This window comes from Paraplanobispora siamensis (genome assembly GCF_016863175.1).
Taxonomy (GTDB): Bacteria; Actinomycetota; Actinomycetes; order Streptosporangiales; family Streptosporangiaceae; genus Planobispora; species Planobispora siamensis.
The window spans coordinates 1-12,803 of record NZ_BOOJ01000036.1 but is presented as its reverse complement, the minus strand read 5'-3'; the positions used below and the strand labels follow the sequence as shown (position 1 = coordinate 12,803).

Sequence of the window (12,803 nt, the reverse complement as noted above, 5' to 3'; positions counted from 1 at the left end):
TCAGGGCGTTCCGGGGTACGGATGTCAGGGCGTTCCGGGTACGGCGCGCACGGCTGTCCGGGGTCCGGGTACGGCCGTCAGGGCGTTTCGAGTACGGCGCGCACCGCCGCCAGGCACCGCTCCACCACCGGCCGCGGGTCGAAGGCGTAGGCGCCGTCGCCGAACAGCTCGAAGGTCATGTGCCCCCGGTACCCCCGGCGGTCCAGGTCGGCCAGATAGCCGGCCAGCGGGAGCTCGCCGTCGCCCCACGCCAGGTGCCCGGCGGGACGGCCGTCGATGAGGTGCACGTGGCGGACGCGGTCGCCGAGAGCGTCGAAGTAGTCGTCGACGCTCTCGCCCGCGACGGCCATGCCCACGGTGTCGAGCACGGCGCCGAGGTTGGCGGCGCCCACCTCGTCGATCATCGTCGCGAGCGTGCGGCAGTCGTTGACGAGGTTCGACTCCACCCGCTGCAGGGGCTCCAGCACGCACGTCACCCCGAGCGTCCCCGCGTAGGCGGCGATCTCCCCGATCGCGTCGACGGAGCGGCGCCAGGCGGCCTCCACCGGCTCGTTCTCGAAGCCGCGGCCCGGGGTGAGCAGGAGCAGCTCCGCCCCGAGCTCCGCGCACAGCTCGGCCGCCCGGCGGAACACGGCGATGCTCTCGGCGCGCAGCCAGGTGACGGGGGAGGCCACGTTGACCGGGTACATCACCTGCTCGGGGGTCAGGCAGTGCACCGCGAGCCCGCGCGCCTCGGCGCCGCGGCGGATGGCCCGCGCCTCGGCGTCGCTCAGCCGGGGGATGTGCAGCTGCGGCGCGATGCCCCACAGCTCCAGCCGCTCACGGCCGAGGTCGGCGGCGTCGTCGAGGAAGCGCTCGAAGGGCTGGTGCTGGTAGGCGAAGTTCGAGGCCGTGATCTGCCGGGTGGAGAGGGTCATCGGGGCTCCTGCCGTACGTGGCGCGCTGCAGTCGAGAGGGTCACTTTCCGATTCCGTCGGCCAGGCCCCTGACGATATAGCGCTGGCCGAAGAAGAACAGCAGCACCACCGGGACCGCCGCGATCACCATGCCGGCGAAGACGACGGGGAACTCGGTGCCGTGCTTGCTCATCAGGCTCGTCAGGCCGACCGGGAGGGTCTGCACGCCGCTGCCGCTGGTGAAGACCATCGCGAACAGGTACTCGTTCCAGGTGAACAGGATGTGCAGCAGCACGGTCGAGGTGATGATCGGCTTGCACATCGGCAGGGTGATCCGCCAGAAGGCGGTCCAGCGGCCGGCGCCGTCCATCTCGGCGGCCTCGTCGACCTCGCGGGGCAGGTCGATCATGTAGGCGCGGATGAGGAAGGTGGTGAAGGGGATGCGGAAGGCGGTGTACAGGATGAGCAGCGCCCAGAAGCTGTTGTACAGGCCCATCGCCTGGAACATCTTCACCAGGGGGACCAGCGCCACGGTGGGGGCGAGCATGAGGCCGCCGAGGATGACCGCGGTGACCGTCTTGTTGAACGGGATGTCCACGCGGGTCAGGCCGTAGGCGGCCCAGGCGCTGACGAACACGGTGGCCACCGTCGAGGTCACGGTGACCAGCACGCTGGTGGTGAGATAGCCGCTGACCCCCCGGTTCCACGCCTTGCGGTAGTTGTCGAAGCTCCAGTCGACCGGCAGGGCGAACGGGTCGCCGAAGAGCTCGGCGTTGGTCTTGAACCCGTTGAGCACCATCCACAGCAGGGGATAGAGCACCACGACCGCGAGGCCGAGGAGGAAGGCCCACACGAACACGCGGGCGATCACACCGAGGAAGCCCAGGCGACTCACCACTCCACCCTTCTCCTGCGGGTGACCCACAGCTGCGCCATGGCGACGCCGAGCGTGATCACGAAGAGCACCGTCGCGATCGCGGCGGCGTAGCCGAAGTTGTTGCGGACGAAGCCGCTGCGGTAAAGCCAGGTCCCCAGCACCTGGGTCGAGTTGTTGGGCCCGCCCCCGGTCATCACCATGACCTCGTTGAACACCTGGAAGGCGCCGGAGATGGTGACGATCGCCATGAGCCCGGTCATCTCGCGGACCAGGGGGAGCGTCACGTGCACGAAGCGGCGGATCGGGCCGACGCCGTCGATGGCCGCCGCTCCGTAGATCTCCGAGGGGATGCGCTGGATCGCGACGGCGAACAGCAGGACGGAGTAGCCGAAGCCCTGCCACTGGCTCATCGCGATGATCGCGTACATCGCGGTGCTCTCCTGCCCCAGCCACGCCTGGGTGAACTGCTCCAGCCCCACCGCCCGGAGCAGGTGGTTGAGCGGGCCCAGGTTCGGTTCGTAGATGAAGTAGAAGAGCAGTCCCGCGACGGTCAGGGAGATGGCCGACGGAAGGAAGTAGATCGCCCGCAGGCTGCGCCGCCACCGTTCGCTGCGGACGCTCTCGACCAGCGCGGCCAGCACGAGGGCGCCGAACACCTGGAACACGATCGAGATCACCGCGTACAGCAGGTTGTCGCCGAACGACGACCAGAAGACCGGGTCGTCGAGGAGCCTGCGGTAGTTGTCGAGCCCGACGAACTCCTGGCTTCCGCTGTAGATGTCCCACTCGAGCGTGCTGAACCCGAGGTTCTGCGCGAGCGGCAGGTAGACGAACACTCCGACCAGCACGAGGGCCGGGACGACCCACGCGAGCCCGAGCGTCCTTCGCACGATGGCGCGCACCGGCATGCTCTCCCTTCGGCCGTGCGGCTACTTGGCCGAGGCCGAGGCCTGGCGCACGCTCTCGAGCACCTTCTCGGGGGTCGAGCCGCCGCTGACGAGCGCCTCACCGCCGGCCAGCCACGCGTCGGCGACCTCGGGCACCGTCACCGTGTCGAGCCAGATCGCCAGCTGCGAGGCCTGGTTGACCATCTCGATGCCCTCGAACACGGCCTTGCCGGAGGTCTCGGCCGTGACGGCGCCGATGACCGTGCTGGGCTGGCCGTACGGGGCCGCCGAGAGGGTCTTGGCGTTCTCCGCGCCGGTGGCGAACTTCATGAAGTCGACGGCGAGCGCGACGCGCGGTGACCTGGCGTTGATGAGGTAGCCCTCGGGCGCGCCCTCGATCGCCTTGGGGTCGCCCGCGGCGCCCTGGGGGACCGGCAGCGGGAAGATGCCGAAGTTCTCCGGCTTGAGCTCCCGCTCGTCGGTGACGTTCGCGAACTCCAGGATCTCCTGGTAGTACATCGCGGCCTTGCCGTTGAGGAACTTCTCCTGCGCGGAGCTGTACAGCACGCCGTTGGTGCCCTCGCGGGTGTCGGTGCACTGGTCGACGAGGGTCTTGAACTGCTTGAGCGCGGTGACGTAGCCGGGGTGGTCGAGCGTGGCCGTCTTGGGGCTGAAGTCGGCCTGGAGGGTGGCGCTCGGCACGGTGTAGGCGAACAGCTGCTGCAGATAGTGCAGGGCGGGCCAGCCGTCCTTGTTGCCGAAGGTGATCGGCTCGTACCCGGCCTCGCGCAGCGGCGCGCAGCTGGCCAGCAGCTCCTCGAAGGAGGTGGGCACCTTCAGGCCGGCCGCCTCGAAGGCGGCCTTGTTGTAGCCCATGAACTTGCCGTTGTTGTACAGCGGGATGCCGTAGTACTTGCCGTCGTAGGCGAAGGCCGACAGCGCCGCCTTGCCGAAGGTCTTGCCCCACGGCGTGTCGGGCCCGATCACCTTGGTGAGGTCGGCGGCGCGCCCGCCGCGCACGAAGTTCTCCGCCCAGTTGCCGGTCCAGGTGAAGTAGATGTCGGGCAGCGCGTCGGAGGCGGTCAGGGTCTTGGTCTTGTCCTTGATGCTCTGGTCGGTCTCCTGGATGAGCTCGACCTTCACCCCGGGGTGCATCCGCTGGTACTCGGCGGCGACGTCCTCGAAGTAGGAGCTGAGGGGCTCTCCGGCGAACTTGGTGAGGATGCTCAGGGTGCCGGAGAACTCCGGGGCGGCGGCGATGTCGGCCGCGGGGGCCTTGGCCGGCTCGCCGCCGCCGCAGCCGGCGAGAACGAGCGTCCCGGCCAGGGCCGCGAACGTCGTCAGCGCGCGAGAGCGCATGGGCTCTCCTTTCTCTCTGGGGGAGAGGGGACCGCCGGTGCTGTGGCACCTCAGATCCGCCGTGGGGGTGTCCGTGACACGAACCGCTGGTGTCGGCTGACTGTACAGAGCTTCTGATACCGGTACCAGAGCTAAATTCAAGATCTTCTTCTGCGGGTACGGCCGCAACGGCTTATCGCTCACATAATCCCAGCTCAAGTGGGATAAAGCAGCACAGATAACGGTTCCGGTGTTGACGCGCGGCGACTCCTGTGCCAGCGTGACCTCCGCGTGATACCGGTATCAGGCCGCAGGGCGGCACCGGCCGCAAGCATTCCCGAAAGGACGCAAGATGCTCCGATTCAACGAGCCGGAATTCCTCAAGCAGATGGAGAGCGCGGTGGCGCTGCGCCCTCAGATCGAGGAACTCGTCGATCGACTCGTGGAGGAGGGGTTCGGCAATCTCTTCCTCGTCGGCGCCGGAGGCACCTACGCCCAGATGTGGCCGTACGAGCTCCTGGCCCGGCGCCGTTCCTCGCTCGACGTGCGCGCCGCGATCGCCGCGGAGCTGGTCGCCTCCGGTGACGCGTCCCTCGGCGAACGCTCAGTGGTGATCTTCACCTCGGTCTCCGGCACGACCGACGACAGCATCCGGGCCATCGAGTACTGCCGCTCGAAGGGCGCCTACACGATCGGCTTCACCGGCTACGCCGACTCGCCCATCGCCCAGAAGGTCGACGCCGCCCTCATCTCCGAGCCCAAGACCTGGCCCTTCGACATGCAGATGCTGCTGTTCATGGGCCGGCTGCTCTCGCGCAGGGGCGAGTTCGACGACTACGGGGCGTTCGCCGACGAGCTTGCGAACCTCCCCCAGATCATGCTGGAGGTGGCCAGGCAGGCCGAGTCCGGGGCCGCCGCCTTCGCCGAGGCCCACAAGGACACCGACTACCACTTCCTCATCGGCGGCGGGAACCTGTGGGGGTTCACCTACCTGTACTCCATGTGCATCCTCGAGGAGATGCAGTGGCTGCGCACCACGCGGGTGCACAGCGCGGAGTTCTTCCACGGCTCCCTCGAACTGCTGGAGGAGGACACGAGCGTGATCGTCTTCCAGGGCGAGGACGAGGCCCGCTCCCTCACCGACCGCGCCGAGGCCTTCGCCAGGCGCGTCTCCAAGGACGTCACCGTCTTCGACACCCGCGACTACGCGCTCGACGGGATCAGCCCGCGCTTCCGCGGCCTGGTCGCGCCGATCGTGCTCGACACCGTGATGGGCCGCGTCAGCAAGCACCTGGAGAGGGTCCGCGACCACTCGCTCGACCTGCGCCGTTACTACCGCGTCATGGACTACTGAGCCGTCGGCCCCGGGCCGTGCACCGGGCCCGTCCGCCTGACCGCCTGTCTCCCCACCCCCTTCCCGGGCCCCGCGCCGTGCCGCGCGGGGCCCGCGCTCAGGAGAATCCATGAGAGTCCTCGGCTTCGGCGACAACATCGTCGACCGGTTCGTCGACCGCGGCGTCGACTATCCGGGCGGCAACAGCGTGAACGTCGCCGTCTTCGCCCGCCGCCTCGGTGTCGAGGCCGGCTATCTGGGGGTCTTCGGCGACGACGACCTCGGCCGCTTCCTGGCCGAGTCGATCGCGGCCCGGGGGGTGGCCGTCGACCGCTGCGTCGTGCGGGCCGGTGAGACCGGCGTCTCCACCCTGCGCGTCGACGACGGCGACCGCGTCTTCCTCGGCTGGAACGGCGGCGGCGTCACCGTGCGCGAGCCGCTCGTCCTCGACGAGGAGCTGCTCGGCTACGTCGCGTCCTTCGATCTCGTGCACTCCAGCGTGTACTCCCGCAGCGAGACCGAGCTGCCGAAGCTGGCCGGGCTCGGCACGCTGGTGAGCTTCGACCTGTCCAGCGAGGAGGAGTACCGCACCCCCGACTACCTCGACCGCGTCTGCCCGCACGCCGACCTGGTGCTGCTGTCGTGCTCCCACCTCGACGAGGCGGCCACGCACGCTCTCCTGGCGGAGGCCGTACGGCGAGGCGCGGGGCTCGCGCTGGCCACCCGCGGCGTGGCGGGGGCGATCGCCCACGACGGCCGCGTCACCCTCGCCACCGAGGCCCGCCGGGTGGAGGACCCGAGCCGGATCGTCGACACGATGGGCTGCGGCGACGCCTTCCTGACCGGGTTCGCCGTGTCGCTGCTGCGCGAGGGCTGGTCCGCGGGGTCCCCGCCGCGGCCCGGCATGATCGAGAACGCCCTGCGCGAGGGCGCGGAGACGGCGTACGGGCAGTGCCTGGTCGAGGGCGCGTTCGGCTGCGGCCGATCCACCGATCGGCCGCCCGTGGCTAGCATGTGGCGAGCCTCCGAACGCGAGAAATGAGGACGCGATCCATGCCAGCTGATCGGGACCAGGCGCCGGGGCCGCCGACGATCTCCGAGGTGGCCGCCGAGGCCGGCGTCGGCCGCGCGACCGCGGCCCGGACGCTCGGCGGGTATGGATACGTCAGCCCGGAGTCGCGGGAGCGGGTGCTCGCCGCGGCCGAGAAGCTCGGCTACCGCACCAACGCGCTCGCGCGGAGCATGTCGACGGGGGTCAGCCACACCCTCGGGGTGATCGTCGCCGACATCGGCAACCCCTTCTTCGCCGGGGTGGTCCGCGGGATCTGCGACACCTCCCGGGCCCGGGGCTTCGACACGATCGTGCTGAGCACCTACGAGAACCTCGACGAGGAGGTCGCGGCGACGAACGTGCTCATCGACAAGCGCGTCGACGGCGTCATCATCGCCTCGGCCGCCGTCGACCGCGGCGAGGTCGCCCACATCAGGGCGGCGATGGACCGGGGCATCCCCGTCGTGCTCGTCGACCGCGCGGTGTCCTCGCTCGACCTCGACGCGGTCGTCATCGACAACCGCGACGCGGCGCGGGAGGCGGTCGAGACGCTCATCGCGGCCGGGCACCGCCGGATCGGCTTCGTGTGGGGACCGCCCGCGGCGGAGGCTCCCGCGACCCGGCGCGGCCTGCTGGCCGAGGCCTCCCGCAACCTGTGGACCGATGGCGAGCGTCTGCGCGGCTATCTCGACGCGCTCGACGACGCCCGCATCCCCTTCGACCCCGAGCTGGTGATGGTCGGGCGCAAGACCGAGGAACGGGCGACCCAGGAGGTCGCCCGCATGCTCTCGCTGCCCGACCGCATCACCGCGGTGTTCTGCACCGAGACCGACGCGGTGACGGGAGCCCTGCGCGCCCTGCGCGCGGCGGGCCTGTCCTACCCGCGCGACGTCGCGCTGATCGGCTTCGACGACAGCGCGTGGGCGGCGGTCATGGACCCGCCGCTGACGATGATCGAGCAGCCGGTGCACGGGCTCGGCGCGAAGGCCGCGGAGGTGCTCCTCGACACCATCGACGGGGCCGAGCCCCGCCGTGAGATGCACACCCTGCGCTCCCGCCTCATCGTGCGCTCGTCGGTCGCCCCGCCGCCCGCCCTCTGAAGCGGTCTCATCCCTCCCCGCCGGCGTCGTCACCACGCCGGCGCAGGCCCCGCTGTACGGCCTCCAGGAACACCTTGGCGACCAGCCCGACCAGGATCAGGCCGCCGATCATCTGCGTCGTCGTCACCATCCGGGACAGCTGCGTGCGCGGGACGATGTCCCCGAAGCCCACCGTCGCGAACACGGTGACGGTGAAGTACAGCGCGTCGGCCCGGGTCAGCGGTTCGGAGAAGGCGCCGGGGTCCTCCGCCGCCATGAGGTGGTAGGCCGTGGCGAACAGCAGCAGGAAGAGCATGACGGACATCACCAGCGCCTCGATCGCCCGCATCCGGGGATAGTTCGCGCGCGTGATGGCGCGCGCCTGCCAGGCGACGATCACGCAGAGCATCAGGAGGCCGACTGTCAGCGCGAGGAGCGTGACGGTCGTGAAGTCCCCGTCCATCGGCAGCGTGAAGTAGCCGGTCAGGAGGCAGGCCGCGACCCCCGCCGACCGCAGCACCGCGCGCAGGAGCAGCCGCCGCCGGACCCGCCGCGGCAGCTCGCCGTCCCCGTGCCCGTCCATACCGCCACCTCCTGATGGCACCTCCTGGTGGGAGGATCGCCGCCGCACCGCGAACGGGCGTCCCCCGCGGCGGGCGAAAGACGTCAGGCGGCGGAGCGCTCCCCGACGGGACGGCGGCGCAGGGAGGCGTCGGTCAGCACCGGCGGGCGCCAGGCGCCGTCGGGCTGGTAGACGTCCGTCCCGGGCGGCACGATCTCGTCGATCCGGTCGAGGGTCGCGTCGTCGAGGGTGAGCGCGGCGCCCTTCAGCAGCGACTCCAGCTGCTCCGTCGTCCGCGGCCCCGTGATCACCGAGGTGACGGCCGGGTGCGCCGCGGCGAAGGCGACGGCCAGCTCGGGCAGCGTGCAGCCGATGCCGTCGGCGACCTCGACGAGCTGCTCGACGATGTCCAGCTTGGCGGCGTTCACCGGGAGGGCGGGGTCGAAGCGCGCCGGCATCAGCGCCGCGCGGCCGGTGGTCAGGTCGATCGGCCGTCCCTTGCGGTAACGTCCGGTCAGGAAGCCCGAGGCCAGCGGGCTCCAGGTCAGCACGCCCATCCCCAGCCGCCGGCAGACCGGCAGCACGGAGGTCTCGATCCCTCTGGCCAGCAGCGAGTACGGCGGCTGCTCGGTCCTGAAGCGCATCAGGCCGCGGCGCTCGGCGACGTGGTACGCCTCCACGATGTCCTCGGCCGGGAAGGTGGAGCAGCCGAAGGCGCGGATCTTGCCCTGCCGTACGAGATCGCTCAGCGCGGAGAGCGTCTCCTCGATGTCCGTCGTGTGGTCGGGGCGGTGGATCTGGTAGAGGTCGATCCAGTCGGTCCGCAGCCGCCGGAGGCTCTCCTCGACCTCCTTGACGATCCAGCGGCGGGAGTTGCCGCCCCGGTTGGGTCCCTCACCCATCGGGAAGTGCACCTTGGTGGCGAGTACGACGTCGTCGCGGCGTCCGCGCAGGGCCTTGCCGATGATCTCCTCCGACTCGCCCGCCGAGTACATGTCCGCGGTGTCGACGAAGTTGATCCCCCGGTCGAGGGCGGCGTGGATGATGCGGGCGCACTCGTCGTGGTCGGGATTGCCGACGGCGCCGAACATCATGGCGCCCAGGCAGTGGACGCTCACCTCGATGCCGGTGCCGCCGAGAACGCGGTAGCGCATGGTCATGCTCCTTGGCCTGCCGGCCTGTCGCGGACAGGGACGATCATGCGGCGTACCTTAGGTGCTGGAGTCGGCTCCAGCGCAAGTGCCGCTCCCCGGGGGAGCGGCACCTGACCTGTCTGCCGGGCTACGCGACCGGGGTCAGGTCCGCCCGCCGGACCTCGGGCCGGTCGGCCTCGCGGGACCTGTCACTGCGCATGACGACCAGGGCCAGGACGGCCGCGGCCACGACGCCCGCGGCGCTGATCACGAAGGCGGAGGACATGGCGCCGGTGAAGGCCTCGCGGGCGGCCTGCGCGAGGCCGGCGTCGCCGAGGGAGAGCGCGTCGCCGATCGAGCGCCGGGCCGCCTCGGGCGCGGTCGCGGGCATCGCCGCGGTGTAGGCGCCCGACAGGACGCTGCCCAGGACGGCGATGCCGAGCGCGGCGCCCGCCTGCTGGATGGTGTCGTTCAGCGCGGAGCCGACGCCGGCGTGCTCGGCCGGGATGGTGCCCATCAGGGCCGCGATGGCCGCGGGCATCGCCAGGCCGCCGCCCGCCCCCAGCAGGGCCAGCGCCACGGCCGTGAAGGCGAACCCGGTGCCCGGCGAGAGCGTGGACAGCAGGGCGAACCCCGAGGCGCTGACGACGAACCCGGTCACGATCATCGCCCGGTTGCCGACCTTGGCCCCGAGCCCGGCGCCCAGGCCGTTGCACAGCAGCGAGGCGAGGGCCATCGGGATGAAGGCCAGCCCGGCCTCGGTGGGCGTGTAGCCGAGCACGAACTGCAGGTACTGGGTCAGCACCAGCAGCAGGCCGCCGTTGCCGATCTGGACGAGCGTGAGGGAGAGGCTGCCGCCGCTGAAGGTGCGGTCGCGGAAGAGCTTGAGCGGGACCATCGGGTGCGGCGTGCGCAGCTCCCAGATCACGAAGGCGGTCAGCGCCAGGACGGTGACGGCCAGGCCGGGCCAGGAGATGCCGTGCGGCAGCTCGATGATCGTCCAGACCAGCGCCGACATGCCGGTCGCCGACAGGATCGCGCCCAGCGGGTCGGGCTTGGTCCAGGGGCCCTTGGACTCCTTCATGAGCAGCAGGGAGGCGACGATCGCCAGCACCGAGACCGGGACGTTGATCAGGAAGACCGCGCCCCACCAGAACCAGGCGATCAGCACGCCGCCCAGGACCGGGCCGCCGATCAGGCCGAGCGTGGCGACCGCGCTCCAGGCGGCCATGGCCTTGCGCCGCTCCTCGTCGTCGAACACGGTGATCAGGATCGACAGCGTGCTCGGCATGATCAGGGCGCCGCCGACGCCCATCACGGCGCGGGCGACCACGAGCTGGGCCGGGTCGGCGGCGTAGGCGGCGGCCAGGGAGGAGACCCCGAAGAGCGCCAATCCGATGATCATGACGCGGCGCCTGCCGTACCGGTCGGACAGCCCGCCGGCCGTCAGCAGCAGACCGGCGAAGACCAGGATGTAGGAGTCCAGGATCCACTGGATGTCCTGGGCGTCGGCGCCGAGGTCGGCCGCCAGCGGCGGGACCGCCACGGTGAGCACCATGTTGTCGACCACCAGCACCAGCGTGCTGAGGCACAGCACGACCAGGATGAGCCAGCGGCGTGGGTCGCGGGTCTGCATCGGAACACTCCTCACTCGGTGCGTACTCCGCACTCTAGATGCGAACACTGTACGCATAGCGTTCAATGTTCGCAAGGTCGAACGATGTGCCCGTCTTCTCCGCCGCTCACACGGTGGGATGATGTACGCCATTGCGTACGGTGTGCGCTACGCTGAGGCCATGTCAGCCGCCAAACAGCCCATCCCCTCGGTCTGGACCCGCCGCCCCCGCCAGAAGGAGCGCCCGGCGCTCACCCAGGACCGCATCGTCTCCGAGGCCGTCAAGCTCCTCGACGAGGAGGGCCTGGAGGCCCTGAGCATGCGCAGCCTCGGCACCCGCCTGGGCGTGGGGGCCACTTCGCTCTACCGGCACGTGGCCAACAAGGACGAGCTGATCGAGCTGGTCGTCGACGAGGTCTACGGCGAGCTGGACGTCCCGTCCGCCGACCGCCCGGCGGACTGGCCGGCCGCCGTCACCCGCAGCGCCCACAGCCTGCGCGCCGCGATCCTGCGCCACCCCTGGATCGCCTCCGTCCTCGGCCAGGTCGGCCTCGTCGAGCTCGGGCCGAACGTCATGCGGCAGTCCGAGCGCCTGCTGGCCCTGTTCCACACGGCGGGCTTCGCCCCCGGCGAGGCCGACCAGGCCATGAGCACCGTGATGGCCTACGTCATCGGCATGAGCACCAGCGAGGCGGCCTACCTGTCGCTGCTCGCCCGCAGCGGCCAGACCGAGCAGGAGTGGGCCGAGAGCCTGCGGCCGGCCGCCGAGCAGGTGCTGCAGGACCACCCTCGGCTGCGCGATGAGCACCTCGCCCGGGGATACGACGACCCGCGCCGCGTCCGCGAGGAGAACTTCGCCTACGGCCTCGAACGCGTCCTGGACGGTCTGCGGAGCAGGCTCGAATCGAGCGGCTGAGCCGTCCCGCGGAAGCCGGATCATTTATCGGAAAAAACCACTTGGCCTTTCCGCGGGGGCGGCCTACTCTTAATTCCAGAGAACAGCGTCACAGAGAACGACCGAAAAACCGGAGGACACGTCATGAGCGCATACCAGGCCACCGCGCCGACGCAGCGCGGCCTGCTCGCGCGACCGGTCCCCGGGGCCGGCGGTCTCGCCCCTCCGGAGGCTTCCGTGTAACCGCTTCGCACACGGCAGCCGCCCCGGGAGACCACCCCCGACGGGCGGCTTCGTCGTTCCGGGGCCCGGTTCCCGCGGACCACGGGGCGCCGGGAACGAAAAATCCCCCATGCCCGGAAAAGGAATTCCCGGGCAGCCGACGTGACAATTCAATAGTGCTCGGCATTAAGAAAAGAGAATTTCCTCGGGCTGATGGTGAAACGGGATCACGCCTGCCTTGCAAGCAGGAGTTCAGGGTTCGATTCCCTGTCTGTCCACGAGGCACCCCGCGCGGCCGTCGGGCCGCGCGACCTTTCCGAGTGTGGGGTAGCTTGGTCGGCCCGTCTGCTTTGGGAGCAGAAGATCGCAGGTTCGAATCCTGTCACTCGGACTCGGGGTGCCCGCGCCGCAGAAGCCGAACCGGTAAGGCGGCTGGCTTCCACCCAGCAGGACGGGGTTCGAGTCCCCGCTGCGGCTCTGCCCTGAAAGAAGAGGGCAACGGGCTGCGTGCTCGGCGACGGGAGTGGCGTCCCCCGCCGGGTTCACGGCCCACCCCGCGTCCGTACGGCTCACGCCGGCCGGATCGGACGTGCAGTTCTCGCGCCCGGCGCGAGCATGCGTGATGCCGGATCGTCCAACAGGCAGGACACCCGACTCTGGATCGGGGAACGGAGGTTCGAATCCTTCTCCGGCAGCCACGCGCCCGTGGGTGAGGTGTCAGCGGAAGCACGCGACCGTGCCGAGGTCGAAGGACGGGTTCGAGTCCCGTCGCCCACTCGCCGCTCTGGTCCAACTGGGAGAGACGCCGCGTTCAGAGCGCGGAGGTTCCGGGTTCGAATCCCGGGAGCGGTACGACCGTCCGCGGGCCCGCCCGACGTCGCCTACGAGACGTCGGGCCGGGTCATCAGCGGTGAA

The 12,803-nt window shown here is 70.4% G+C and carries 11 protein-coding genes and 6 tRNA genes; 10 read left to right on the top strand and 7 right to left on the bottom strand.

Translation table 11 applies throughout. The annotated features are described in order from the left end of the window. Positions 1-77: 77 nt before the first annotated feature. Genes Psi01_RS21810 through Psi01_RS21795 form a run of 4 tightly spaced genes read right to left on the bottom strand, consistent with a single transcriptional unit; the run spans position 78 to position 4,019 of the window. Positions 78-917: a sugar phosphate isomerase/epimerase family protein gene (locus Psi01_RS21810; RefSeq protein ID WP_204065927.1), complete on the bottom strand. Its 840-nt coding sequence runs from the start codon at positions 915-917 to the stop codon at positions 78-80. A gap of 40 nt (positions 918-957) precedes the next feature. Continuing rightward, positions 958-1,794, bottom strand: coding sequence for a carbohydrate ABC transporter permease (locus Psi01_RS21805; protein WP_204065926.1), 837 nt, complete (start codon positions 1,792-1,794; stop codon positions 958-960). Continuing rightward, positions 1,788-2,675: a carbohydrate ABC transporter permease gene (locus Psi01_RS21800; RefSeq protein ID WP_239127915.1), complete on the bottom strand. Its 888-nt coding sequence runs from the start codon at positions 2,673-2,675 to the stop codon at positions 1,788-1,790. Before Psi01_RS21800 ends, Psi01_RS21805 begins: the two co-directional genes overlap by 7 nt. A gap of 27 nt (positions 2,676-2,702) precedes the next feature. Beyond that, on the bottom strand, positions 2,703-4,019 hold the full coding sequence (locus Psi01_RS21795; RefSeq protein ID WP_204065924.1) for an ABC transporter substrate-binding protein: 1,317 nt from the start codon (positions 4,017-4,019) through the stop codon (positions 2,703-2,705). Between the two features lie 331 nt (positions 4,020-4,350). Between Psi01_RS21795 and Psi01_RS21790 the strand changes: the two genes are divergently transcribed. The 3 genes from Psi01_RS21790 to Psi01_RS21780 all read left to right on the top strand — a co-directional run bounded on the left by Psi01_RS21790 (position 4,351) and on the right by Psi01_RS21780 (position 7,482). Beyond that, complete coding sequence (locus Psi01_RS21790; RefSeq protein WP_204065923.1) at positions 4,351-5,352, top strand: SIS domain-containing protein; 1,002 nt, start codon at positions 4,351-4,353, stop codon at positions 5,350-5,352. Positions 5,353-5,461: 109 nt separating this feature from the next. Beyond that, the gene (locus tag Psi01_RS21785; RefSeq protein WP_204065922.1) at positions 5,462-6,373 is read left to right on the top strand and encodes a PfkB family carbohydrate kinase; all 912 of its coding nucleotides are present in this window, start codon (positions 5,462-5,464) and stop codon (positions 6,371-6,373) included. An 11-nt stretch (positions 6,374-6,384) separates the two neighbouring features. Next, entirely contained in the window at positions 6,385-7,482 is a 1,098-nt protein-coding gene (locus tag Psi01_RS21780; RefSeq protein ID WP_204065921.1) for a LacI family DNA-binding transcriptional regulator, read from the top strand. 7 nt (positions 7,483-7,489) lie between these two features. Here the strand turns inward: Psi01_RS21780 and Psi01_RS21775 are convergent, their stop codons facing one another. The 3 genes from Psi01_RS21775 to Psi01_RS21765 all read right to left on the bottom strand — a co-directional run bounded on the left by Psi01_RS21775 (position 7,490) and on the right by Psi01_RS21765 (position 10,792). Next, positions 7,490-8,044: a potassium channel family protein gene (locus Psi01_RS21775; protein ID WP_204065920.1), complete on the bottom strand. Its 555-nt coding sequence runs from the start codon at positions 8,042-8,044 to the stop codon at positions 7,490-7,492. An 83-nt stretch (positions 8,045-8,127) separates the two neighbouring features. Further along, on the bottom strand, positions 8,128-9,177 hold the full coding sequence (locus Psi01_RS21770; protein ID WP_204065919.1) for an aldo/keto reductase: 1,050 nt from the start codon (positions 9,175-9,177) through the stop codon (positions 8,128-8,130). A 127-nt stretch (positions 9,178-9,304) separates the two neighbouring features. Continuing rightward, positions 9,305-10,792 carry an MFS transporter gene (locus Psi01_RS21765; protein ID WP_204065918.1) on the bottom strand — a complete coding sequence of 496 codons (1,488 nt, stop codon included), beginning with the start codon at positions 10,790-10,792 and terminating at the stop codon, positions 9,305-9,307. A gap of 160 nt (positions 10,793-10,952) precedes the next feature. On the opposite strand from Psi01_RS21765, the gene Psi01_RS21760 reads away from it, so the two are divergent. The 7 genes from Psi01_RS21760 to Psi01_RS21730 all read left to right on the top strand — a co-directional run bounded on the left by Psi01_RS21760 (position 10,953) and on the right by Psi01_RS21730 (position 12,740). Beyond that, positions 10,953-11,687: a TetR/AcrR family transcriptional regulator gene (locus Psi01_RS21760; protein ID WP_204065917.1), complete on the top strand. Its 735-nt coding sequence runs from the start codon at positions 10,953-10,955 to the stop codon at positions 11,685-11,687. 408 nt (positions 11,688-12,095) lie between these two features. Further along, positions 12,096-12,166, top strand: a tRNA-Ala gene (locus Psi01_RS21755). A 38-nt stretch (positions 12,167-12,204) separates the two neighbouring features. Continuing rightward, positions 12,205-12,279 (top strand) — tRNA-Pro (locus Psi01_RS21750). 14 nt (positions 12,280-12,293) lie between these two features. Then, positions 12,294-12,365: transfer RNA gene (locus Psi01_RS21745), tRNA-Gly, on the top strand. Positions 12,366-12,511: 146 nt separating this feature from the next. Beyond that, positions 12,512-12,586, top strand: a tRNA-Gln gene (locus Psi01_RS21740). Positions 12,587-12,593: 7 nt separating this feature from the next. Continuing rightward, positions 12,594-12,665 (top strand) — tRNA-Gly (locus tag Psi01_RS21735). Position 12,666: 1 nt separating this feature from the next. Next, a tRNA-Leu gene (locus Psi01_RS21730) sits at positions 12,667-12,740 on the top strand. Positions 12,741-12,803: the final 63 nt, after the last annotated feature.

Coding starts and splice junctions, on each gene's coding strand:
- Psi01_RS21810 (WP_204065927.1), bottom strand. CDS start 917: ATGACCCTCTCCACCCGGCAGATCACGGCCTCGAACTTCGCCTACCAG.
- Psi01_RS21795 (WP_204065924.1), bottom strand. CDS start 4,019: ATGCGCTCTCGCGCGCTGACGACGTTCGCGGCCCTGGCCGGGACGCTC.
- Psi01_RS21790 (WP_204065923.1), top strand. CDS start 4,351: ATGCTCCGATTCAACGAGCCGGAATTCCTCAAGCAGATGGAGAGCGCG.
- Psi01_RS21785 (WP_204065922.1), top strand. CDS start 5,462: ATGAGAGTCCTCGGCTTCGGCGACAACATCGTCGACCGGTTCGTCGAC.
- Psi01_RS21780 (WP_204065921.1), top strand. CDS start 6,385: ATGCCAGCTGATCGGGACCAGGCGCCGGGGCCGCCGACGATCTCCGAG.
- Psi01_RS21775 (WP_204065920.1), bottom strand. CDS start 8,044: ATGGACGGGCACGGGGACGGCGAGCTGCCGCGGCGGGTCCGGCGGCGG.
- Psi01_RS21770 (WP_204065919.1), bottom strand. CDS start 9,177: ATGCGCTACCGCGTTCTCGGCGGCACCGGCATCGAGGTGAGCGTCCAC.
- Psi01_RS21765 (WP_204065918.1), bottom strand. CDS start 10,792: ATGCAGACCCGCGACCCACGCCGCTGGCTCATCCTGGTCGTGCTGTGC.
- Psi01_RS21760 (WP_204065917.1), top strand. CDS start 10,953: ATGTCAGCCGCCAAACAGCCCATCCCCTCGGTCTGGACCCGCCGCCCC.